Origin of the sequence: Nonomuraea rubra, assembly GCF_014207985.1 — a bacterium.
Lineage (GTDB): Bacteria > Actinomycetota > Actinomycetes > Streptosporangiales > Streptosporangiaceae > Nonomuraea > Nonomuraea rubra.
Genome location: NZ_JACHMI010000001.1, coordinates 4666227 through 4688971, shown reverse-complemented (window position 1 = coordinate 4688971; position 22745 = coordinate 4666227). Strand labels below are relative to the sequence as shown.

The window sequence follows — 22745 nt, the reverse complement described above, 5'->3', positions numbered from 1 at the left end:
CCGCTCACTGGGGGGCCGCTCACTGGGAGGCCTCGGTGAAGCGCATCGGGACCGCGTTGGTGCCCCACTCGGCCCAGCTCGCCATCTTGATCTCGCCGCTCACCTCGAACGCCGACGTCCGCGCCAGCGCCTCCTCCAGCGTCGTGACCAGCATCATGCGGGCCAGCGGAGCGCCGGGGCAGGTGTGCACGCCGGCGCCGAAGGCCAGGTGGCGTGCCAGGTTGGGCCGGTCGAAGCGGAACGTCTCGCCGTCGGGGAAGACGCTCTCGTCCCGGTTGGCGGAGGTGTAGACCAGCGCGATCGGCTCCCCCGCCCTGATGAGCCGGCCGCCGAACTCGACGTCCTGCCGCGCGGTCCTGGCCATCCCCCGGTACGGCCCGTACAGCCGCAGGAACTCCTCCACCGCGGCCGGGATGCGGGACGGATCGGCGCGCAGCAGCCCGGCGAGCCCGGGGTCGCCGCTCAGGTGCACGAACATGTTCCCGATGAACACGCTCGGCGCCACCATCCCGGTCACCAGCAACTGCCGGACGCAGCCGAGCACCATGTCCGGTGGCAGCGGCTCGCCCTCGTACTCGGCGGCCATGAGGGCGCTGGTGAGGTCCTGGCCGGGATCCATCGGGCGGGCCCGCCGCTCGTCGATCACCGCCTGCGCGATCTCGTACAGCCGGCGGCTCAGACGTACGACGTTATCCGTGTCGACGATCTGGATGGCTGCAACGTACGCGGCGCTGATCTCCTTGATCAGCCCGGCCAGGTCGGTCGGCAGATTGAAGAACGCCGCGAACACGTGTGCCGGGAACCTCTGCGCGTAGTCGACCGAGACGTCCCCCTCGCCCGCCTCGATGAGCGGCCGCAGCAACGCCACGGCGTGCTCGCGCACCCGGGGCTCCAGCGCGGCCATCTTGTCGCGGGTGAAGAAGCGGTTGATGACCCGGCGGTAGGCCGTGTGCTCCGGCGGGTCGAGGTGCAGCGGCGGCCGGCGGCCGGTGAAGGCGAACCTCGGCACGGTGTTCTGCACGGACGTGGTGAACAGGTCACGGCCGTCGAGGACGCGCTTGACGTCGTCGTAGCGGAACAGCGCCCAGAACCCGCCGTCGTAGGTCGTACTGTGCGCGACCGGGCAGGACGAGCGCAGTTCCTTGTAGAGCGCGTGGGCGCTGGTGAAGGTCTCAGGAGCGCGGGGGTCGAAGTCATGGGTTTCCGTGTCCTGTTGGGGCGTGGTCATCACGGCCTTCCTGGCTCGGCAGAGACTTCCTTGACAGTAGACATTTGCCGTTTCGTCCGTCAACAGGATGACGTATGTGTGCGGAGGTGATCACCTGCGCGCAGGGCGGCACGGCCCGCCCATCCAGGACCTGATCCCCGTGACGGGAGACCCGGTGGAAGACGTCGACGTTCCCCGGGGGCGGAACCGAGGGCGGAACCGAGGGCGGTGTCCCGCGCCTTTCCCAAACCGGTCGTCACCACCGCGGCGGGTGACCAAGAAAGGGTCGCCCAATTACGGAGCGGCACCACCGGAATTCATTAATCAACGATCTCTTCAGGACGGCGCCGAAAGGGCCGGAAGAACGTCACGGCGAACGATGGAACCGCCATTTGTGACCATGCCGGACGAGATCCGGGCCGCCGGCGCCGAGGGCGGGGCGCGCACGGCGCGGGCCCGTAGCGGCCGGCCGGCCGGAGGGCGCGTGGAGCCCACCCTTTCGCGGGTAAAAGCCCACGCCCGCAGGGCTTTCCGCCTTGCGACGGCTTTGGCGCAAACCCTGGCACAGAGGGCCCCCTCCTGTCTACAGTGTGGACAGCGAAAAGTGGATTTCCCTGACATCTGATTACAGATCGGACAGACGTCGATCTCAACTTCGCAACAGTGTGGACACGGCTATTTGTCCGAAACGTTGGCCGATGATCCTGTTGCGCATTAACCAGCAGCGCCGTTCCTAGTTCGGACACAAAGGAGAGCTGTCGTGACCCATAGGCGGAGACTTGGGAGATTCCTCACGGCGGTGACAGCAGGTGCGCTTCTGCTGTCCGCTTGCGGGCAGAGCGGCAACGAGGCGAGCAAGCCGACGGAGTCGGCCACTGGCGGCGCCGCCTCGGGCCAGACCATCACCTACGCGGGTGAGCAGGAGTTCAACTCCTACAACAGCATCGCCGTGAACAACCTGGTCAACAGCACCGCCATGCAGCGGGTGCTGCTCGGCTTCTGGTACTACGGCGAGAAGGGCGTGGTGACCCCCGACAAGGACTTCGGCACGTACACGAAGACGTCGGACTCGCCGCTGACCGTCGACTACGAGTTCAACGCCCAGGGCGTCTGGTCCGACGGAAACCCGATCGACTGTGACGACGCCCTGCTGTACTGGGCGGCCAAGTCCGGCAAGATCAAGGGCTTCCAGGTCGACGGCACCACCGGCGTCGAGCTCGTCAAGGCCCCGGCGTGCAAGGCGGGCGACAAGAAGTTCACCTTCGAGTACTCCGAGCCGTTCGCCGACTGGGAGAGCAACGGCCCCGGCGCCGCTGACGTGCTGCCGGCGCACGTGGCCTACAAGGCCGCGGGCATGAGCGAGGCGGACTTCATCGCCGCGGTGCAGGCCGCGGACGCGGCGAAGCTCGAAGCGGTGATCAAGTTCTACAACGAGGGCTGGGTCATCGAGGGCGGCATCAAGGACATGTCACTCTTCCCGGCCTCGGGCCCCTACAAGATCTCCGCCATGCAGCCCGGCCAGTCGCTGACCCTCGCCGCCAACGACAAGTGGTGGGGCGCCAAGCCGGCCACACCGACCATCGTCATGCGGGTGGTCTCCCAGGAGGAGCAGGCCCAGGCGCTGCAGAACCGCGAGGTCAACCTGATCGAGCCGCAGCCGAACCCCGACCTGCTCGCCCAGCTCGAAGGCATGCAGGGCATCACCGTGAAGACCGGTGACGCCTACACCTACGAGCACCTGGACTTCAACTTCGACTCCAGCGACTTCAAGGACAAGACGCTGCGCGAGGCGTTCGCCAAGTGCGTGCCCCGGCAGCTCATCGTGGACAACCTGATCAAGCCGCTCGCACCGCAGGCACAGGTGCTGCAGGTGCGCAACACGCTGCCGTTCGAGGCCGACTACGCCACCGTCTCCCAGGGCAGCGGCTCGGAGACCTACGCCCAGCCCGACATCGAGGGCGCCAAGGCGCTGCTGGAGAAGGCCGGCAAGGTCGGCATGGAAGTGAAGATCGGCCACAACCTGCCCAACCCGCGCCGTACGCAGGAGGTGCAGCTCATCGCCGACTCCTGCAACAAGGCGGGCTTCAAGATCACTGACGCCGGCGACGAGAAGTTCTTCGAGGCCGGCGGCCCGCTCGCCACCAACACCTACGACGTGGCGCTGTTCGCCTGGACCGGCTCGGCCGAGGTGAGCGGCTGGAGCTCGACGTACACCACGGTCAAGGAGTGCAGCGAGGCCGGCAAGGAGAACAACAACGGCTGCTACTCCAACAAGGAGGTCGACGACCTCATCAAGAAGCTCAACGCCGAGGTCGACAAGACCAAGCACCCGGCCATGATCGCCGCGATCGAGAAGGTGCTCTGGCAGGACCTGGCCACGATCCCGCTGTTCGCCCACCCGAACATGCTGGCCTGGGACGAGAAGCTGCAGAACATCGTGCCGAACCCGGCGCAGTCGTCCGTGACCTGGAACATGGACAAGTGGGCACTGGCCCAGTAGCCGTCCGATCACTCTGAAACACCGGCGCGGAGCGGAGGACTCCCGGGTCCTCCGCTCCGCACCACTCTCGAACCAAGGGGGATAACGAGTGATCGCCTTCATCGCGCGAAGACTGATCGTCTCCTTCTTCGTGCTCCTGGCGGCCACCATGGTCATCTACGGGCTGACGGCGCTCGCGGGCGACCCGCTCGAAGACCTCAGGGAGCTCCCGGGCCCGGACCGGGAGCGGAGGATGGCCGACCGCGTCGAGCGGATGAACCTCGACGATCCTCTCCCGCTCAGGTACCTGAGCTGGCTCGGCAACCTGTTCCGCGGCGACCTCGGCGTCAACCGCGACGGCCAGGACGTGGCCACGCTGCTCGGCAGCGCCCTGTCGGCCACGCTGCAGCTCGTCGTGGCCGCCACCGTGCTCGCGGTCGTCATCGGCGTCATCGTGGGCATCGTCTCGGCGCTGCGTCAGTACAGCGCCTTCGACTACTCGGTCACCTTCACCGCCTTCGTCTGCTTCTCGCTCCCGCTCTTCTGGGTGGCGGTGATGCTGAAGCAGTACCTCGCGATCGAGTTCAACGACTGGCTGCGCGATCCCGTCATCCCGCCCGCCGTCATCGGCGTGGTCGCCCTGCTCGGCGGGCTGGTCTGGGGCGCGCTGTGGATCGGCGGCCGGCAGGCGCGGCTGGCCGCGTTCGGCCTCGGCGCCGCCGCCACCGCCCTGACGCTGACGCTGCTGTCGGTGACCCGCTGGTTCGCCGATCCCGGCATCGGCGTCGTCCTCCTGGCGGTCCTCGCGGGCGGCACGGCGGTCGGCATCACCGCACTGATCTCCGGGCTGCGCTACCGCGATCCGCTCTACGCCGCCCTCTCGGCCGCGGGGATCGGCGTGATCCTCTCCGAGCTCCTGGATCCCGTCCTGGCCGATCCGAGCTGGCTGGAGATCTTCGGCCTGGCGCTGCTGACGGTCGCCGTCTGCGTGGGCCTCGGCTACGGCCTCGGCGGGCTGCTGCGCCGCCAGGCGATCCTCGCCTCCGTCCTGACAGGGCTGCTCACGGCCGGGCTGGTCTTCCTCGACCGCATGCTGCGCGGTTTCGCCGACTACAGCGACTACGTACGCGGCCGCCCGATCTCCACGATCGGCTCCAGCACCCCGAACTTCCAGGGCGATTTCTGGCAGACCAACCTGGACATGGCGGGCCACCTGCTGCTGCCGACCATGGCGCTGATCCTGATCTCGCTGGCCACCTACACGCGCTACAGCCGCTCCAGCATGCTCGAGGTGATGAACCTGGACTACGTGCGCACCGCGCGGGCCAAGGGCCTGCCCGAGCGCACGGTGGTCACCAAGCACGCCTTCCGCAACGGGATGATCCCGATCACCACGCTGATGGCCTTCGACTTCGCAGGCGTGATCGGCGGCGCGATCGTGACCGAGAACGTCTTCGGCTGGGAGGGCATGGGCAGTCTCTTCCTGCGAGGGCTGCAGGAGGTCGATCCGGCTCCGGTCATGGCGTTCTTCATCGTCTCCGGGAGCGCGATCGTGCTGTTCAACATGCTGGCCGACATCATCTACGCCTACCTCGACCCTCGGATCAGGCTGTCATGAGCGGGCAGTACACACCCACAGGAGAACCACCCATGGCGATCAGCGCGCAGGTCCCGGGGGCCGCGCAGGGCATGACCGTCGTCGCCCGCACCCAGAGCCAGCTCGTCCGCCGCCGCTTCTTCCGGCACCGCGCCGCGCTGATCGGCATGCTGGTCTTCGGCTCCGTCGTCCTGCTGGCGTTCACCTCCATCGGGTTCGGGCCCATCCCAGGCTGGTGGGACAAGACCTACCTGGCCACCGGATCGGTGGTGGACCAGGGCAGGCCGACGCTCAGCCTGGTGCCGCAGTTCCTGGGCGGCGAGGGCATCCGCTGGGGGGAGCATCCGTTCGGGCAGGACAACATCGGCATCGACTACTTCGCGCTCACCATGCGCGGCACCCAGCAGTCGATCATCGTCGCGTTCATCGTCGGCATCGTGGCCACGACGGTCGGCACGCTGGCCGGCGCCTTCGCCGGATATTTCAGGAAAAAGGTTGAAGCGATCCTCATGCGGCTCACCGACGTGATGATCACCATTCCTGTCCTGATCATCGCCGCCATCGTCGGCCGGACGTTCGGCGACTCGGGCATCGTGATCCTGGCCGTCTGCATCGGCCTGGTGACCTGGCCCACGCTGAGCCGGCTGATCCGCGGCGAGTTCCTGTCGCTGCGCGAGAAGGAGTTCGTCGAGGCCGCGCGGGCGCTGGGCACCTCCTCCCGCCGCATCATCTTCCGGCACATCCTGCCGAACACGGTCGGCGTCATCATCGTCAGCGCGACCCTGGCCGTCGCCAACGCGGTGCTGCTGGAGTCGGCGCTGTCCTTCCTCGGCGTCGGCGTGCAGCCGCCCGACGTCTCGCTCGGCCAGCTCATCGACACCTACCGCAGCGCGATGACGACCCGCCCGTGGCTGTTCTGGTGGCCCGGCGTGTTCATCATCGCGATCGCGCTGTCCATCAACTTCATCGGCGACGGTCTGCGCGACGCGTTCGACCCTCGACAGACCAGGGTGCGTGCCTGACATGACGGATTACCCCACCGAGATCCTCCGGGTGGAGGACCTGGCCGTCGAGTTCCCCACCGAGGACGGCCTCGTCCAGGCGGTCCGCGGAGTCTCCTACTCCCTGCACGAACGCGAGGTGCTCGGCATCGTCGGCGAGTCGGGCTCGGGCAAGTCGGTCTCGTCGCTGGCCGTGATGGGGCTGCTCCCCCGCGGCGCCCGCGTCCGGGGCAGGATCCTGTACCGCGGCGACGACGTACTGAAGCTGCCCGCCCGCAGGCGGCGCGACCTGCGCGGACGCAAGATCGCCATGATCTTCCAGGACCCGATGACCGCGCTGAACCCCGTGCACACCATCGGCGACCAGCTCGCCGAGGCCGTGCTCGCCCACGACCTCGTGCCGCGCAAGCAGGCGCTCGCCCGCGCCAAGGAGATGCTCGACCTCGTCGGCATCCCGCAGGCCGAGCAGCGGCTGCGCAGCTACCCGCACGAGTTCTCCGGCGGCATGCGGCAGCGCGCGATGATCGCCATGGCGGTCATCAACAACCCCGACGTCATCATCGCCGACGAGCCGACCACGGCGCTCGACGTGACCGTCCAGGCGCAGATCCTGGAGAAGCTCCTGGAGGTGAAGGACGCCGTCAACGCCGCGATCGTGCTCATCACGCACGACCTCGGCGTCGTCGCGGGCATCGCGCACCGGGTGCTCGTCATGTACGCCGGCAAGCCGGTCGAGGTCGGCGACACCGACACGATCTTCTACCGGCCGCGCATGCCGTACACGGCGGGGCTGCTCGGCTCGATGCCGTCGCTGGAGACGTCGGGCGGGCGGCTGCGCCCCATCAAGGGCGCCCCGCCCTCCCTGATCAACCTGCCGTCCGGCTGCCCGTTCTCGCCGCGCTGCCCGCTGGCCGACACCCGCTGCCACAGCGAGGAGCCGGCGCTCGTGGAGGTCGACGAGGGCGGGCACTACGCCGCCTGCCATCACTGGGACCAGCTGGCCGCGGTGGCGGATCCCACCGCGCTGTTCCGTACGGAGAGTGAGCCCGTCACATGAGCGTTCAGGTCACGCAGGAGCACCTCCTCGAGGTGGAGGACCTGGTGATGAGCTTCCCCGTACGCGGCGCGGGGCTCCTGCGCAAGGTGGCGGGCCACATCCAGGCGGTGAGCGGCGTGTCCATGCACGTCGACCAGGGCGAGACCCTCGGCGTCGTGGGCGAGTCGGGGTGCGGCAAGTCGACGACGGGCCGGGCCATCCTCCAGCTCCACAAGCCCACGTCCGGCTCGGTGCGCTTCGACGGCGAGGAGCTGACGACGTTGCCGCCCAAGCGGCTGCGCGCGGTGCGGCGCGACATCCAGATCGTCTTCCAGGACCCCTACGCCTCGCTCAACCCGAAGCTGCCGGTGAACGACATCATCGCCGAGCCGCTGAAGGTGCACGACCGGTGGAAGGACACCGGACCGAAGAAGGTGTCGGAGCTGCTGGAGCTCGTCGGGCTCAACCCCGAGCACGGCAACCGGTATCCGCACGAGTTCTCCGGCGGCCAGCGCCAGCGCGTCGGCATCGCCCGCGCGCTCGCGCTGGAGCCCCGGCTGCTCGTGCTGGACGAGCCGGTGTCGGCGCTGGACGTGTCGGTGCAGGCCGGGGTGATCAACCTGCTGGAGGACCTGCAGGACACCTTCGGGCTGTCCTACATCTTCATCGCGCACGACCTGTCGGTGGTCAGGCACATCTCCGACCGCGTCGCGGTGATGTACCTGGGCAAGATCGTGGAGACCGGCCCGCGCGATGACGTCTACGACCGTCCCGTCCACCCCTACACCCAGGCGCTGCTGTCGGCCGCGCCGACGGCCAACCCGGAGGAGGAGCGCCGCAGGCAGCGGATCATCCTCACCGGCGAGGTGCCGAGCCCGCTGGATCCGCCGAGCGGGTGCCGGTTCCGTACGCGCTGCTGGAAGGCGCAGGAGATCTGCGCCACCGAGGAGCCCGAGCTGGTCGACCGGGGCACCGGGCACCCGGCCGCCTGCCACTTCCCCGAGGTGAACACCAAGGTGGTGTGAGCCGGGCCGTCACCCCGTCCAGGTGATCGTGAACTGCAGGTCCGCGATCATCTGGAGGGTGACCGACCCGGTTTCGAAGCGCAGCTCCAGCCCCTGGTCCCCGTCGCCGCCGGACAGCCTGAAGTCGCTGAGCGTGCGCCCGACGGCGGCCGCCGCCCGCTCGCGTTCGTCGCGCAGGTACCAGATCACGCCCTCGGCCAAGAGGTGCCCCTCCTCGCCGTCGTCGTCCACGAGCCGGCACTCCTCGTACGGCTCGCCGGACCGCCCGTCCTCGAACCGCAGCCGGCCCTCGTACCCGGCCCAGATCTGCATCGTGTCACCGTCGAGGAACAGCAGCTCCAGCAGCTGATCCTCGGCGGGGCCGCCGTACTGGCGGACGAACCCGCGCCACACGCCCGCCAGGCACTTGCCGCGCCGCCGCCAGATCTCCTCCGGCAGGTCCTCGCCGCCCGGGTACGCGTGGCGCTCCATCAGCTCCAGGTACTCACCGGCGAGGCGGCGGGCCGTGTGCCCCGTGCGGGGATCGCGCTGGATGCCGAGGAGGTAGGCGGCCGCGTCGAGGCCGCCCGCCATCTCCAGGTGGGTCACCATGCCGTTCCCGTACTCCCCGAGGTTCGGGACGCTCGCGGCGAGCAGGGAGAAGTAGCGGCGGCGGTCGGCCCGCGTGCCGGCCGAGGTGAGCCGCTCGCGCAGCCAGTTGCTCACCTGTCCCGCAAGAATGGGGGGCAGCTCGTCCATCCAGACGCGGACGAACTCGGCGATCATCTCCGGCGACGGCCCTGGCTCAGACTCCGGCTCCGCGCGGGCCCCCTCCTCGGTCAGGGCCGCCACGCCGGCGCGGCGCACGTCGTCCAGCGTGGGCATCAGCTTCTCGAACCTGTTCCGCCACCGGCCCCACGAGTCCTCCATCGGCGCCAGCGCCCGGGAGAGCACGACCTGGTCGTACATGCTCAGCGGGTGCGGGTGGGCGGCGGCCCAGCGCCGGCACCGGTCGAGGACGTCGAGGGCCTGCGCGATGGTGCCAGGCGTGGTCTCCAGGGCCCGCGCCGCCTCCATGCGGGCCAGCCCGTCGGTCAGGCACCACGGCGGGCCGATGCCCTTCAGCTCGTCCGGGACTACCTCGTCCATGATCCAAACGCCTCCAGACCGGCCACCCTACCGATCAAGGGCCGCCCGCCGGAACCCGTGCGGCAGCGCCCTGACCTCGACCACCCGCACCCGTGATGCACGCATCACCCAGCAAAACGAGCAGAACCCTTCTGCGGCCGGGTGCCGTGGCTACCGTGCGGAGAACAAGGCGGTTTCCAGTACCTGCGGGGGGATGGTTGCTGTGACGTTCTCGACGATTGTGGCGGCGGTCTTCGTGATCGCGTTCGTGATCATCATCGTGAGCATGCTCACCTCGTTGACGAGGGGCCGGCCCGCCACGCGGCGGGCATCCCGCTACTCCGGCATGCCGTTCTCCGGCGGCTCCGGCTCCGGCTGGGGCGGCGGCGACAGCGGCTCCGGCTGGGGCGGCGGCTGCGACAGCGGCGGTTCCTCGGGGGGCGACGGCGGTGGCGGCGGAGGCGGCGGCTGAGGCTATGAGGCGAACGCCCCGTCCTGGGACCGATCAGGGCGGGGCGTTCACGTCAGTGGAGCGTTCCAGATCGGAGCGCGGACTCGGTGATGAGGGCGGCGACGGCGTCAGGGTCGTCGGTCATGCAGACGTGGCCGCAGCCGGGCAGCGATCCGACGCGGGTCCCGGGCGGGAGCTCGTCGAGGTGGCGGGCGACACCGGGCAGGAGAAGCAGGTCGCGGGAGCCCCACGCGACCGTCGTCGGGACGCTGAGCGGCGATCCCGCCAGGTAGCGGCGCTTGGCGGTGGCCCGGTACGTGGCGGCGAAGCCGGGGCAGCGGCCCATCGCCCGGATGCTACCGCGCGCCTGATCGGGCGACACCCGGGCGGGCCTGGCATGGGTCTGGCCGAGGACGAGGACCCGTCCCACACGGTGGGCCACCAGGCGCGACATCAGGCCGGCGGCGTGCTCGCAGCCCCACCGGATCATGCGCAGGCTGGCGCGCTGGTAGAGCGGCGTGGCACCGCGCCACAGCCCGGCCGGTGACACCAGGGTCAGCGAGGCGGCCGGGCGGATGGCGGCGAGATCGAGTGCCACCCATCCGCCGAGCGAGTGTCCGGCGAGATGCGGCGAGGTGATGCCGAGCCCTTGCAGGAGCTCCGCCACGATCGCCGCCAGGGCGGCCGGTAACGGCTCGATGCGCGCGGGCAGCGGCTCGGACTCCCCGAAGCCGGGCAGGTCCACGGCCAGGACGTCGAAGCGCTCGGCGAGCGCGGGGATGACGGGGTTCCAGGCGTCGCGCATGGATCCCAGGCCGTGCAGCAGCACGAGCGGCTCGCCCGTGCCCTGGCGGGTGTACGCGAGTGACGACATGTGGTTGCCTCCTTCAACGGTGCCGGACCCGGCGGAGCTTGTCGGGGTTGACCACGAGGTCGAGCTCGGTGATCAGGTCGCCGGCCACGGTGAAGCCCATGACGCCGACGACGGCCCCGCCGGCCTCGAACACCAGGCCCGCCGAGCCGTTGACCGTGCTCGGCCGCGGCGTGACGGCGTGCCTGGCCGTGACGCCGAGCAGCAGCCGCGCGACGTTCGGCGCGCCGGTGACGGGGCGGCGCGCCACCCCTGGCACCAGGCCGCCGCCGTCGGAGCGCAGGACGACCTTGGGGTCGAGGACGCGTACCAGTTCCTCGACGCCTCCGTGGAAGCACGCCTTCGCGAACGCCTCGACCGCGTGGGCGTGCTGCCCCTGGTCGGGGGTGAAGCGGGGCGCGCGGGCGCGGACGTGGCTCCTGGCCCTGGCCACGAGCTGGCGGCAGGCCACCTCGCTGCGGCCCACGGTCCGCGCGACCTCCGGGTAGGACAGGCCGAAGACCTCACGCAGCACGAACGCGGTCCGCTCGGCGGGGCTGAGCGATTCGAGCAGGACGAGCACCGCCATGCTGACCGACTCGTCCAGGGTCACCCGATCCTCGGGCCCGGGCACGGACAAGGTGCCGACGAGCGGTTCGGGCAGCCACTGCCCGACGTAGCTCTCGCGCCTGACCCGGGCGGAGCCCAGCTCGTCCAGGCAGATCCGGGCGACCACCGTGGTCAGCCAGGCCCGCACGTCCCGCGGCTCACTGCGCCGCGCGCGGGTGAAGCGCAGGTAGGCCTCCTGGACGGCGTCCTCGGCGTCGGCCAGCGTGCCGAGCAGGCGGTAGGCGACCTCGGTGAGGTGCGGCCGGTACCGCTCGAACTCGTCCGCGAGGTCCGCCGTGCTGCTGTCCGCTCTGCGAGGCTGCATACCTGTTAGACGACGAAGCCCACCGGGCTGTGACAAGGGGCCGCGTCATCCCCCGGCCACCAAGGAAGCCGGAAATTTTCACATAACCAGGATTGATGAAGAGAACTTTCGAGGATATCTTCACGATCAAGCCGCCCCTCCCCCGGGGCGGAGAGATTGGGCGTTCGACCGTACCCCTCCACCCCCTGTTTCCCGAGGTGAGCATGCCCAAGATCGGAAAACTCGCCCTGCCCCCTGCCCTCGCCCTCGCTGCGGCGCTGCTTGCCCAGCCCGCGTCCGCGGACCCCGTCGAGGCCCTGGCCACCACCCACAAGAGTCCGTTCAACTGCGGAAAGACGTTCAACGCGAACAACTGGACCCCCGGCCACAGCCCCTCGGGCTCGCTCGACTGGCAGGACTACGGGGGCGACGGCATCAACGGTGAGACCGTACGCGCCACCGCCGCCGGCACCGCGTACTTCTACGACGCGGGCAACACCAGCTACGGCAAGTGGATCGAGATCCGCCACGGCGACGGCACCCGAACCCGCTACGCCCACCTCGCCACCATGGCGCGGGCGGCCGGCGGCTCGATGAGCGTCGGCCAGGGCACCGCGATCGGCACGGTCGGCTCGACCGGCGGCTCCACCGCCCCGCACCTGCACTACGAGCAGCGAACCTCGACCGGAGCGGTGGACACCAGCCCCACCGTTGACGGCGTGACCGTGTCCCTGGGCCAGAAGAAGGCCATCACCAGCACGAACTCGTGCGGCGGCAACCCGTACACGCCCGAGGAGGTCTGCGGCGGCGGCTACGCGGTCATCGACTCGGCCGCGCTCACGGGCGGGCGCACCTACCTGCTCTACAACTCGGGCAACGGCAACAACTGCGTCGTGACGCTGAAGACGACGAACGTCGGATCCCCGTCGTCGATGTCGGCGTTCCTGGAGCCGGAAGGCGCGAGCAGGACGACGAACGCGGGCAGCTTCAGCTACTACGCGGGGCCTGTCGTGCGGTCCGCTCCCGGGCAGTGCGTCAAGTGGGGCGGCTCCATCGGGAGCAGCTCGTACACCAGCCCCTTCGAGCACTGCGGCTAGCTCGTCGTGGACGGTGCCGGGGGCGAGGGCGCACCCCCGGCCTCGTCACGGAACGTGGCGCGGGCGAGGCGCGCCCTCGGCCGCGGCACCGGTTCCAGGCCGGCCACGACGGCGTCGCGGACGCCGCCGGAGTCGGACAGGCGAACGACGGGCCGCGTTCAGCGGCCCTCGAAGACGGGTTTGCGCTTGGCCAGGAACGCCTCCACCGCGCCGGCGTGGTCGGCGGTCAGGCCCAGGCGGGCCTGGGCCCGGGCCTCGGCCGCCAGCGTGGCGCCGAGGTCCCGCTCCCACGCCTGCGCGATGAGCCGCTTGGACTCCGCGTAGGCGGCGGTCGGCCCGGCCGCGAGCCTGGCCGCCAGTGCCCGGCCCTCCGCGCCGACCTCGTCGCGCGGCACCACCCTCCCGGCGATGCCCCACGCGACCGCCTGCTCCGCGCCGAACGGCTCCGCGAGCAGGACCAGCTCCCTGGCCCGTGCCTCGCCGACCGATCGGGTGAGCGTCGCCGAGAGCCCGGAGTCGCAGGTCAGGCCGATCGCGCTGAACGCCGTACCGAAGACCGCGTCCTCGGCGAGCACCCGCAGGTCGCAGGCCAGCGCGAGGGCCAGCCCCGCGCCCACGCAGGTGCCGTTGACGGCCGCGACGACCGGCTTGTCCATCGTGGCCAGCAGCCGGACGACGGGCGCGTAGTCCTCCTCGACGGTGTCGAACGCGTGCGCGGGATCGCCGCGCAGCGCCGCCGCGTGCTCCGCCAGGTCCTGCCCGGCGCAGAACGCGCCGCCCGCCCCCGTCAGCAGCACGGCCCTGACGGCGGCGTCGGCGGCGACGTCCTCCAGCGCGCCGCGCAGCGCCGCCTTGGTCTTGGCGTCCAGCGCGTTGCGCCGCTCCGGACGGTTCAGCGTCACGACCGCCACGGCGCCGTCGCGCTCGACGGCGACCGGAGCCCCGTTCACCGCGCGTCCCAGGTCTTGGCGACCAGCGTGAGCACGTCGTAGGTGGCCACCGGCTGGTCCTCCTGGTTGGTCACGACGGCGTCCCAGCGGACCTCGCCGTAGTCGGCGTTGCTGCGCGGGGTGATCTGCTTGACGGTCAGCGTCACGGCGATGGTGTCGCCGGCCTTGACCGGGGTGAGGAAGCGCAGCGAGTCGACGCCGAAGTTGGCCAGCACGGGGCCGGGCGCCGGGTCGACGAAGAGCCCGGCTGCCAGCGACACGACCAGGTAGCCGTGGGCGACGATGCCGCCGAACAGCGGGTTGCGCGCGGCCGCCTCTGGGTCGGTGTGCGCGTAGAACGTGTCGCCGGTGAACTCGGCGAAGTGGTCGATGTCGGCGAGCGACACCGTGCGCGGCGCGGAGGCGATCGTGTCGCCGATCCGCAGCTCGGCCAGCGACTTGCGGAACGGATGCACGCCGGACTCGGCGCGCGCGGACCCCGTCGTCCACCTGCCGGTGATGGCGGTGAGCTGGTCGGGGGACGCCTGGACGGCGGTTCGCTGCATGTGGTGCAGCACCCCGCGGATCCCGCCCAGCTCCTCGCCGCCGCCGGCCCGGCCGGGGCCGCCGTGCACGAGGACGGGCAGCGGGGAGCCGTGCCCGGTGGACTCCTTGGCGTCGTCCCTGTCGAGGACGAGCACGCGGCCGTGCCACGGCGCGAGCCCGAGCACGACGGAGCGGGCCACGGCGGGGTCGTGGGTGGCGACGGAGGCCACGAGGCTGCCCCTGCCCCTGGCGGCGAGCGCGACCGCCTCGTCCAGGCCGTCGTAGCCGATCACCGTGCTGACCGGGCCGAACGGCTCCACGTCGTGCGGCTCGACGGCTCCGGGCCGCGCGCGCAGCACGAGCGGGGTCATGAACGCGCCGCGCTCGGGGTCGCCGTCGAGCAGGCCCGCGCCCTTGGGGTCCCCGAAGACCACCTCGGCGCTCGCCAGCAGCGCCTCGACGGCCTTGCGCACCTCCTCGCGCTGGCCGAGGCTGGCCAGCGCGCCCATCCGCACGTCGGGGTTGCGCGGGTCGCCGACGCTCACCTTGCCGAGCCGGTCGGCGAGCGCGTCGACCACCTGGCCGGCCAGCGCCGCGGGGACGAGCACGCGGCGGATGGCCGTGCACTTCTGCCCGGCCTTGACCGTCATCTCGGTGACGACCCCCTTGACGAACAGGTCGAACTCCGGATCGTCCGGCCGCACGTCGGGGCCGAGGATCGAGCAGTTGAGCGAGTCTGCCTCGACGTTGAGCGCCACGCCGTCGTCGAGCACGTTCGGGTGGCGGCGCAGGATGCCCGCCGTGTGCGCCGAGCCGGTGAACGCCACGGAGTCCTGGATCGTCAGCTCGTCGAGCAGCCCGCCGGCCGAGCCGGCGAGGAGCTGCAGCGTGCCCTCCGGCAGGATCCCGGACTCGATGATCTGCCGGACGGCCAGCTCGGTGAGGTACGCGGTCTGGCTCGCGGGCTTGACGATCGTGGGCAGGCCGGCCAGGAAGGCGGGGGCGAGCTTCTCCAGCATGCCCCAGACGGGGAAGTTGAAGGCGTTGATCTGGACGGCCACGCCCGGCCGGGAGGTGTAGAGGTGCTGGCCGGCGAACGTGCCGCCCTTGCCCAGGCGCTCCAGGCCGCCGTCGAGGACGACCGTGTCGTTCGGCAGCTCCCTGACGCCCTTGCTCCCGTAGCTGAACAGGGTGCCGATGCCGCCGTCGACGTCCACCGCGGTGTCGCGGGCGGTGGCGCCGGTGCGCACGGACAGCGCGTACAGCTCCTCCTTGCGCTCCAGCAGGTGCTTGGCCAGGGACTTGAGCAGGGCCGCCCGCTCGTGGAAGGTCAGGGCTCGCACGGCGGGGCCGCCGGTGTCCCTGGCGTGCCCGACCATGGCCGCGACGTCCAGCCCCCGGCTCGAGATCCGCGCGACCTCCTCGCCCGTGGCGGCGTCGAGCAGCGGTTCACCGTCGTCCGCCGCGCGGAACCATCGTCCGGCGGCGTAGCTCTCCAGCAGCGCGCTCACGCTGTCTCCTTTCCCCAGGGTCTCCGTTCCCCGGGACCTGTTGCGCGAAGACCCCGACCCGTGTCACGGTATTACTGACCGAGCGATAAGTAAATAAGAGTGATGTGTCTCGGAGGGAAGATGACGACGATCCCGGCGGAGCCGGAGCTGCAGGCCGCGTTCGACGCGACCATCGACCGCCATGACCGGATCGAGCCCCGTGACTGGATGCCGGACGCCTACCGCAAGACGCTCGTCCGCCAGATCGCCCAGCACGCGCACTCCGAGATCATCGGCATGCAGCCCGAGGGCAACTGGATCGGCCGCGCGCCGTCCCTGCGGCGCAAGGCGATCCTGCTGGCCAAGGTGCAGGACGAGGCGGGGCACGGGCTCTATCTGTACTCCGCGTGCGAGACCCTGGGCGTCTCCCGCGCCGAGCTGACCGAGTTGCTGCTCACCGGCAGGCAGAAATATTCCTCGATCTTCAACTACCCGACGCTGTCGTACGCCGACGTCGGCACGATCGGGTGGCTCGTGGACGGGGCCGCGATCTGCAACCAGGTGCCGCTCTGCCGCACCTCCTACGGCCCTTACGGCCGAGCCATGATCCGTATCTGCAAGGAGGAGTCCTTCCACCAGCGACAGGGGTACGAGCTGCTCATGACCATGATGCGGGGGACGGCCGAGCAGCGGGCCATGGTGCAGGAGTCGGTCGACCGGTTCTGGTGGCCGTCGCTGATGATGTTCGGGCCGCCGGACGCGCAGTCGCCCAACAGCGAGCGGTCGATGGCGTGGGGCATCAAGCGCAACTCCAACGACGAGCTGCGGGAGAAGTTCGTGGACATGACCGTCCCGCAGGCCGACGCGCTCGGCGTGACGCTGCCGGACCCCGATCTGCGCTGGAACGAGGAGCGCGGGCACTACGACTTCGGCGAGCCCGACTGGCGCGAGCTGGCCGCCGTCATCCGGGGTGACGGGCCGTGCAACGCGCAGCGGCTGGCGCACCGCCGGGCCGCCCACGAGGAGGGCGCCTGGGTACGCGAGGCCGCCACCGCCTTCGCCGCCCGCGAAGCCGCGGCGCGCGAGGGCACCGCACGCGAAGCCGCCGCCCGCGAGGGATCGGAGGTCGTCCGATGAGCGGCGACCGGCGGGAGTGGCCGCTCTACGAGGTGTTCGTCCGCGGCAAGCGCGGCCTCAACCACGTGCACGTCGGATCGCTGCACGCCCCGGACGACACGATGGCCCTGCGGCACGCCCGCGACGTCTACACCCGCCGCAACGAGGGGGTCAGCATCTGGGTCGTACGCGCCGACGCCATCACGGCCTCCAGCCCGGACGAGAAGGACCCGCTGTTCGGCCCGAACGGCGACAAGGTCTACCGGCACCCCACGTTCTACGACATCCCCGCCGACGTCCCGCACATGTGAGGAACGGACCGAACACCATGAGCGACGAACACGGCAGCGTCTTCGACGGCCTGCTCGGCGGCGACTCCTCCCAGTGGGCCTTCGGCACCGACTTCGAGGACCCGCTGGCCGGCGTCGACACCACGACACCCGGCGGCGTGGACCCGGCCGAGCTGGCCACGTACTGCCTGATGCTCGGAGACGACGCGCTGATCATGTCGCAGCGCCTGTCGGAGTGGTGCAGCCGCGCGCCCGACCTGGAAGAGGACATCGCGCTCGCGAACATCGCCCTGGACCTGCTCGGACAGGCCCGCCTGCTGCTGGCCCGCGCCGCCGCCGCCGACCCCGGCGTGGTGCCCGCCCTGCCCGAGGGCTCACCGGTGCCGCCGGAGGACGCGCTCGCCTTCTTCCGCGACGACCGCGAGTTCAGGAACGTGCGGCTGGCCGAGGTGGCCAACGGGGACTTCGCGCACGTCGTGGTCCGGTTGCTGCTGTTCTCCACGGCCCGGCTGGCGCTGCTGGAGCGGTTGCGGACGAGCCGTGACCAGGTGCTGGCGGCGGTGGCGGCCAAGGGCGTCAAGGAGGTCGCCTACCACCGGGACTGGGCCGGGCGATGGTTCCTCACGCTGGCGCGTGGCACCGAGGAGTCCAACCGCAGGCTCCTCGCGGCCCTCGACCTGCTGTGGCCGCTGCAGGGCGAGCTGGTCGGCGCGCACCCGCTCGAACGTTCCCTGGCGGGGTCGGGCGTCGGCGTGGATCCCGCGTCAATGCGCGAGGAGGTGGACGCCGTCCTCGACCAGGTGCTCACCGTCAGCGGCGTCCCCCGTCCCGAGCGCGCGCCCCTGGCGGGCGTCGGCGGCCGGACGGGCCGCGACGGCCTGCACACCGAGGCCCTGAGCCGCCTGCTCGCCGAGATGCAGGTGGTCGCCCGCGCCCACCCGAGCGGGCGCTGGTGAACACCGACCGGCGCGCGGCCGAGGCCGCCGGAAGGCGCACGGCCGACGCCGCCCGGCGCCGGGCGGCCGAGGTGGCCGGGGAGGTGCGCGATCCCGAGATGCCGATGCTCACCCTGGCCGACCTGGGCGTGCTGCGCGGCGTCGAGGTGGAGCGGGACGCGGGCGGCGGCGAGGTCGTCGTCGCCTCGATCACGCCGACCTACACCGGCTGCCCCGCCATGGCGACCATGCGCGACGACCTCGTCCACCGGCTCAACGACGCCGGGTTCGACCGGGTCGAGGTGCGGGTCGTGCTCGACCCGCCCTGGTCCAGCGACTGGATCTCGGAACGGGGCCGCGCCGCCCTGCGCGCCGCCGGGCTGTCGGCGCCCGGCCCCGCCCCCAGGCGCGCAGGCCCGGTGCTGCTCACGCTGACCGGCCCGCCCAGGCCCGCGCCGCCCTGCCCCCGCTGCGGCTCGGCGGCCACCCGCCTCACCTCGGAGTTCGGCGCCACCGCCTGCAAGGCCCTCTACCGCTGCACCGACTGCCTCGAACCGTTCGAGCACGTCAAGGAGATCTGACCGATGACCACGCTCGCGCCCGCCCCGTCCAGGGCCGCCGTCTTCCACCCGCTGACCGTGGCGGCCGTGGACCGGCTGTGCGAGGACGCCGCCGCGATCACCTTCGCCGTCCCCGGCGAGCTGCGCGACGCGTACGCGTTCGGAGCCGGCCAGTCGCTCACCCTGCGCCGCGTCATCGACGGCCGCGAGCACCGCCGCTCGTACTCGATCTGCGCCCCCGCCGGCGCCGCGCCGCGCATCGGCGTCAGGGAGATCCCCGGCGGCCTGTTCTCCTCGTGGCTCGTGCACGAGGTGCGGCCAGGCACCGTGATCGAGGTGCAGCCGCCCACCGGCTCCTGGCGGGCCGATCCCGAGCTGGGCGAGCGGCACCTGTGCGTCGCCGCCGGCTCGGGCATCACGCCGATGTTGTCGGTCGCCTCGACGGTGCTCACCCATCCCGGCGCGCAGGTCTCTCTCCTGTACGGCAACCGCACCAGCCGCACCGTCATGTTCGCCGAGGAGCTCGGTGACCTGAAGAACCGCTACGGCCCGCGGCTCCAGGTCGTGCACACGCTCTCGCGGGAGCCGCGCGACGTCGAGCTGCTGTCGGGGCGGCTCGACGGCGACCGGCTGCGCCGGCTGCTGACCGGTCTCGTCCCGGTGGAGGTGTTCGACCACGTCTGGTTGTGCGGGCCGCTCCAGATGGTCGAGGAGGCCCGGACGGTACTCGCCGAGCTGGGCGTGCCGCGCGACCGGGTGCACGTCGAGCTCTTCTACGCCGACGCCCCTCCCCCGCCGCCCCGCCGCGCCGCGAACGAGCTCTCCGGCGCCACGACGGAGCTGACCATCGTGCTCGACGGCCTGCGGACCACCTCCACGGTCTCCCGCGAGACGACCCTGCTCGACGGCGCCCAGGCCGGTCGTGGTGACCTGCCGTTCGCCTGCAAGGGCGGGGTCTGCGGGACGTGCCGCGCCGTCGTACGGGAAGGTGAGGTCGACATGCGCCGCAACTACGCGCTCGAACCGGCCGAGGTCGCCGCCGGCTTCGTGCTCACCTGCCAGACGTACCCGGTAGGGGAGCAGGTGACCGTCGACTACGACGCCTGACCGACCCGTACGACCACCGCACCGTTCAACGATCACAGGAGCTGCACGTGCCCGAATCCTTCGTCGTCTCCGGCGTGCGGACGCCGATAGGCCGTTACGGCGGCGCGCTCGCCCACGTCCGCCCCGACGACCTGGCCGCCCTCGTCGTACGGGAGGCCGTCGCCCGCGCCGGGATCGCCCCCGACCTGGTGGACGAGGTGGTGCTGGGCGCGGCCAACCAGGCCGGTGAGGACAACCGCAACGTGGCTCGCATGGCCGCCCTCCTGGCGGGCCTGCCCGACTCGGTGCCCGGCTTCACCGTCAACCGGCTCTGCGCCTCCGGGCTCACCGCGGTCACCACCGCCCGCGCCCTCATCGCCGCCGGGGACGCCGACGTCGTCGTCGCGGGCGGCGTGGAGTCGATGACCAGGGCGCCGTGGGTGATGGAGAAGCCGGCCAAGGCGTTCGCCAAGCCGGGCGCGTCCTTCGACACCTCCATCGGCTGGCGTTTCACCAACCCGCGCTTCGACGCCGCCACGACCGCCTCGATGCCGCAGACCGCCGAGACGGTGGCCGAGCGGTGGCGGCTCACCCGCGACGAGCTCGACGCGTTCGCCCTCCGCTCCCACCAGCGGGCGGTCGCGGCGATCAAGGAAGGCCGGTTCGCGGACGAGATCGTCCCCGTCCCGGTCGGCCCGGGCGCCGCAGGGAAGCGCCCGGCCGGCACGGGCGCGGCTCAAACGGGCGCGGCCGGCGCGAGCCCGGCCGGGAAGGGCCTGGCCGGTGAGGACGTGGTCGAGGCCGACGAGGGGCCCCGGGCGGACACCAGCATGGAGCGGCTGGCCCGCCTGCGCCCGATCCACGGCCCGGGCGGCGTCATCACCGCGGGCAACTCCAGCTCGCTCAACGACGGCGCCGCGGCCGTCGTCGTGGTGAGCGAACGCTTCCTGGAGCGGCACGGCCTGACGCCGCGCGCCCGGCTCGTGGCCGCCGCGCACGCCGGGGTCCCGCCCGAGATCATGGGGATCGGTCCCGTCCCCGCGACCCGCAAGGTGCTCGAACGCGCAGGCTGGCAGGTCGGCGACCTCGACGCCGTCGAGCTCAACGAGGCGTTCGCCGCCCAGTCGCTGGCCTGCGTCCGCGATCTCGGCCTCGACCTCGAACGCGTCAACGCCGACGGCGGCGCCATCGCCCTCGGCCACCCGCTCGGCGCTTCCGGCGCCCGCATCCTCGTCACCCTCCTCGGCCGGCTCGAACGCACCGGCGCCCACCGCGGCCTCGCCACCCTCTGCGTCGGCGTCGGCCAGGGCAGCGCACTCCTGGTGGAGCGGCCATGAACGGCGAACAGGAGAAGCACGGCGGACCGGCCGCGAGCAGCAGGCGAGAGACGGGCGGCGGGTCGGGTCTTGTCGTCGAGGAGGGCGGGGACCGGGTCGTGTGGCGGCTCAACCGCCCCGAGGTCCGCAACGCGATCGACCACGAGCTGGTACGCGCCCTCCACGACGCCTGCAGCGCCGTCGAGCACGAGCCGAAGCTCGTCCTGATCATCGGCGAGGGCACCACCTTCGCCGCAGGCGCGGACATCGCCCAGCTCCGCGAGCGCGGCCGCGACGACGCGCTGCGCGGCATCAACTCCAAGATCTTCGACCGGATCCACAGGCTGCCGATGCCGACGATCGGCCTGCTCGACGGTTACGCCCTCGGCGGCGGCGCCGAGCTCGCCTACGCCTGCGACTTCAGGATCGGCACGCCGCGCACCCGCATCGGCAACCCCGAGACCGGCCTCGGCATCCTCGCCGCCGCCGGCGCCGCCTGGCGGCTCGCCGAGCTCGTCGGGGAGCCGCTGGCCAAGGAGATCCTGCTCGCGGGCCGCGTGCTGACGGCGGAGGAGGCGCTGTCGGTGCACCTGCTCAACGAGGTCGTGCAGCCGGAGAACCTGCTCGCCACCGGCCACCTGCTGGCCGACCGGATCGCGGCGCAGGCGCCGCTGGCGACCCGGCTGATGAAGGCCGTCTTCCACGCCCCGCGCGACGCGCACCCGTTCGTGGACGACGTGGCACAGGCGGTGCTGGTCGAGACCGAGGAGAAGCAGGCGCGCATGACGGCGTTCCTGGAGCGACGCAACCGGAAGGAAGGCAACCGATGAACGCTGACCTGCCCAGGACCGTGGGAGTCGTCGGCGGCGGACGGATGGGTGCCGGCATCGCGCATGCGTTCCTCGTCGCGGGCGGCCACGTGGTCATCGTGGAGAGCTCCGCCGAGACGGCCGCCGCGGCGCGCGACAGGGTCGGTGACAGCCTGGCCAAGGCCGCCGCGAAGGGCACGCTCGCCGAGCCCGCGCAGGAGGTGGCGTCCCGGCTGCGCGCCACCGCCGATCGCGCCGGGCTGAGCGGCTGCGAGCTGGTGATCGAGGCCGTTCCCGAGGACGCGGCGCTGAAGGCCGAGGTGCTGGCCGCCGCCGAGAAGCAGGCTCCCGGCGCGGTGCTCGCCACCAACACCAGCAGCCTGTCACTGGCGGGGCTCGCCGCCGGGCTGGCGGCGCCCGGCCGCTTCCTCGGCCTGCACTTCTTCAACCCCGTCCCGGTGAGCGACCTCGTGGAGATCGTCGCGGGGCCGCGGACGGAGCCCGAGCTGCTGACGCGGGCGCAGGGCTGGGTGGCGGCGCTCGGCAAGACGCCGATCACCGTGACGGACTCGCCGGGTTTCGCCAGCAGCCGGCTCGGCGTGTGCCTGGCGCTGGAGGCGATGCGGATGCTGGAGGAGGGGGTGGCCAGCGCGGCCGACATCGACACCGCGATGACGCTCGGCTACCGCCACCCGGTCGGGCCGCTGCGCACCACCGACCTCGTCGGCCTGGACGTGCGGCTCGCCATCGCCGAACATCTGGCCCGCGAGCTCGGCCCCCGCTTCGAGCCGCCGCGCATCCTGCGCGGCCTCGTCGCCGCCGGGCACCTGGGCCGCAAGACGGGGCAGGGCTTCTACACCTGGTAATCCAGCCCGGGCCGGTTCGGCTCAGGCCTTGTGACGGTC

The 22745-nt window shown here is 71.6% G+C and carries 21 protein-coding genes; 15 read left to right on the top strand and 6 right to left on the bottom strand.

Annotated elements, in window-relative coordinates:
- Positions 1-19 precede the first annotated feature (19 nt).
- A complete protein-coding gene (locus tag HD593_RS21350) occupies positions 20-1228 on the bottom strand; it encodes a cytochrome P450 (protein ID WP_185103902.1) in 1209 nt (402 codons plus the stop codon).
- 778 nt (positions 1229-2006) lie between these two features.
- Between HD593_RS21350 and HD593_RS21345 the strand changes: the two genes are divergently transcribed.
- From HD593_RS21345 to HD593_RS64425, 5 genes are all read left to right on the top strand, one after another.
- Positions 2007-3707 carry an ABC transporter family substrate-binding protein gene (locus HD593_RS21345; RefSeq protein ID WP_312903599.1) on the top strand — a complete coding sequence of 567 codons (1701 nt, stop codon included), beginning with the start codon at positions 2007-2009 and terminating at the stop codon, positions 3705-3707.
- 88 nt (positions 3708-3795) lie between these two features.
- Positions 3796-5304 carry an ABC transporter permease gene (locus HD593_RS21340; RefSeq protein WP_185103900.1) on the top strand — a complete coding sequence of 503 codons (1509 nt, stop codon included), beginning with the start codon at positions 3796-3798 and terminating at the stop codon, positions 5302-5304.
- Between the two features lie 32 nt (positions 5305-5336).
- A complete protein-coding gene (locus HD593_RS21335) occupies positions 5337-6305 on the top strand; it encodes an ABC transporter permease (protein ID WP_185103899.1) in 969 nt (322 codons plus the stop codon).
- Position 6306: 1 nt separating this feature from the next.
- A complete protein-coding gene (locus HD593_RS64430; protein WP_185103898.1) occupies positions 6307-7341 on the top strand; it encodes an ABC transporter ATP-binding protein in 1035 nt (344 codons plus the stop codon).
- Positions 7338-8345 (top strand): ABC transporter ATP-binding protein, encoded by a 1008-nt coding sequence (locus tag HD593_RS64425; protein WP_185103897.1) that lies wholly within the window; start codon positions 7338-7340, stop codon positions 8343-8345. The genes HD593_RS64430 and HD593_RS64425 overlap by 4 nt, the downstream gene beginning before the upstream one ends.
- A gap of 9 nt (positions 8346-8354) precedes the next feature.
- Here HD593_RS64425 and HD593_RS21320 read toward each other — a convergent pair whose 3' ends face one another.
- The gene (locus HD593_RS21320; protein ID WP_185103896.1) at positions 8355-9473 is read right to left on the bottom strand and encodes a hypothetical protein; all 1119 of its coding nucleotides are present in this window, start codon (positions 9471-9473) and stop codon (positions 8355-8357) included.
- 202 nt (positions 9474-9675) lie between these two features.
- Between HD593_RS21320 and HD593_RS21315 the strand changes: the two genes are divergently transcribed.
- Positions 9676-9924 (top strand): hypothetical protein, encoded by a 249-nt coding sequence (locus HD593_RS21315; RefSeq protein WP_185103895.1) that lies wholly within the window; start codon positions 9676-9678, stop codon positions 9922-9924.
- A 52-nt stretch (positions 9925-9976) separates the two neighbouring features.
- Here HD593_RS21315 and HD593_RS21310 read toward each other — a convergent pair whose 3' ends face one another.
- Entirely contained in the window at positions 9977-10777 is an 801-nt protein-coding gene (locus tag HD593_RS21310) for an alpha/beta fold hydrolase (RefSeq protein ID WP_185103894.1), read from the bottom strand.
- A gap of 13 nt (positions 10778-10790) precedes the next feature.
- Complete coding sequence (sigJ, locus tag HD593_RS21305; protein WP_185103893.1) at positions 10791-11687, bottom strand: RNA polymerase sigma factor SigJ; 897 nt, start codon at positions 11685-11687, stop codon at positions 10791-10793.
- A gap of 203 nt (positions 11688-11890) precedes the next feature.
- Between sigJ and HD593_RS21300 the strand changes: the two genes are divergently transcribed.
- Entirely contained in the window at positions 11891-12763 is an 873-nt protein-coding gene (locus HD593_RS21300) for a M23 family metallopeptidase (RefSeq protein ID WP_185103892.1), read from the top strand.
- Positions 12764-12921: 158 nt separating this feature from the next.
- Here the strand turns inward: HD593_RS21300 and HD593_RS21295 are convergent, their stop codons facing one another.
- Positions 12922-13713 (bottom strand): enoyl-CoA hydratase/isomerase family protein, encoded by a 792-nt coding sequence (locus HD593_RS21295; RefSeq protein ID WP_312903597.1) that lies wholly within the window; start codon positions 13711-13713, stop codon positions 12922-12924.
- Positions 13710-15749 (bottom strand): phenylacetic acid degradation bifunctional protein PaaZ, encoded by a 2040-nt coding sequence (gene paaZ / locus HD593_RS21290; RefSeq protein WP_185103891.1) that lies wholly within the window; start codon positions 15747-15749, stop codon positions 13710-13712. The genes HD593_RS21295 and paaZ overlap by 4 nt, the downstream gene beginning before the upstream one ends.
- 120 nt (positions 15750-15869) lie before the next feature.
- Here paaZ and paaA point away from each other — a divergent pair, with 120 nt between their 5' ends.
- From paaA to HD593_RS21250, 8 genes are read left to right on the top strand one after another with little or no spacing between them, the layout of a single operon-like run.
- The gene (gene paaA, locus HD593_RS21285; protein ID WP_185103890.1) at positions 15870-16865 is read left to right on the top strand and encodes a 1,2-phenylacetyl-CoA epoxidase subunit PaaA; all 996 of its coding nucleotides are present in this window, start codon (positions 15870-15872) and stop codon (positions 16863-16865) included.
- On the top strand, positions 16862-17155 hold the full coding sequence (gene paaB / locus HD593_RS21280) for a 1,2-phenylacetyl-CoA epoxidase subunit PaaB (RefSeq protein ID WP_185103889.1): 294 nt from the start codon (positions 16862-16864) through the stop codon (positions 17153-17155). The genes paaA and paaB overlap by 4 nt, the downstream gene beginning before the upstream one ends.
- Positions 17156-17172: 17 nt before the next feature.
- Complete coding sequence (paaC, locus tag HD593_RS21275; protein ID WP_185103888.1) at positions 17173-18090, top strand: 1,2-phenylacetyl-CoA epoxidase subunit PaaC; 918 nt, start codon at positions 17173-17175, stop codon at positions 18088-18090.
- A complete protein-coding gene (paaD, locus tag HD593_RS21270; RefSeq protein WP_185103887.1) occupies positions 18087-18650 on the top strand; it encodes a 1,2-phenylacetyl-CoA epoxidase subunit PaaD in 564 nt (187 codons plus the stop codon). The genes paaC and paaD overlap by 4 nt, the downstream gene beginning before the upstream one ends.
- 3 nt (positions 18651-18653) lie before the next feature.
- Entirely contained in the window at positions 18654-19736 is a 1083-nt protein-coding gene (gene paaE, locus HD593_RS21265) for a 1,2-phenylacetyl-CoA epoxidase subunit PaaE (protein ID WP_185103886.1), read from the top strand.
- Positions 19737-19783: 47 nt separating this feature from the next.
- Positions 19784-21052 (top strand): thiolase family protein, encoded by a 1269-nt coding sequence (locus tag HD593_RS21260; protein ID WP_185103885.1) that lies wholly within the window; start codon positions 19784-19786, stop codon positions 21050-21052.
- Positions 21049-21861: an enoyl-CoA hydratase/isomerase family protein gene (locus HD593_RS21255; RefSeq protein WP_185103884.1), complete on the top strand. Its 813-nt coding sequence runs from the start codon at positions 21049-21051 to the stop codon at positions 21859-21861. Before HD593_RS21260 ends, HD593_RS21255 begins: the two co-directional genes overlap by 4 nt.
- On the top strand, positions 21858-22706 hold the full coding sequence (locus tag HD593_RS21250; RefSeq protein ID WP_185103883.1) for a 3-hydroxyacyl-CoA dehydrogenase family protein: 849 nt from the start codon (positions 21858-21860) through the stop codon (positions 22704-22706). The genes HD593_RS21255 and HD593_RS21250 overlap by 4 nt, the downstream gene beginning before the upstream one ends.
- The last annotated feature ends 39 nt before the right edge of the window (positions 22707-22745 follow it).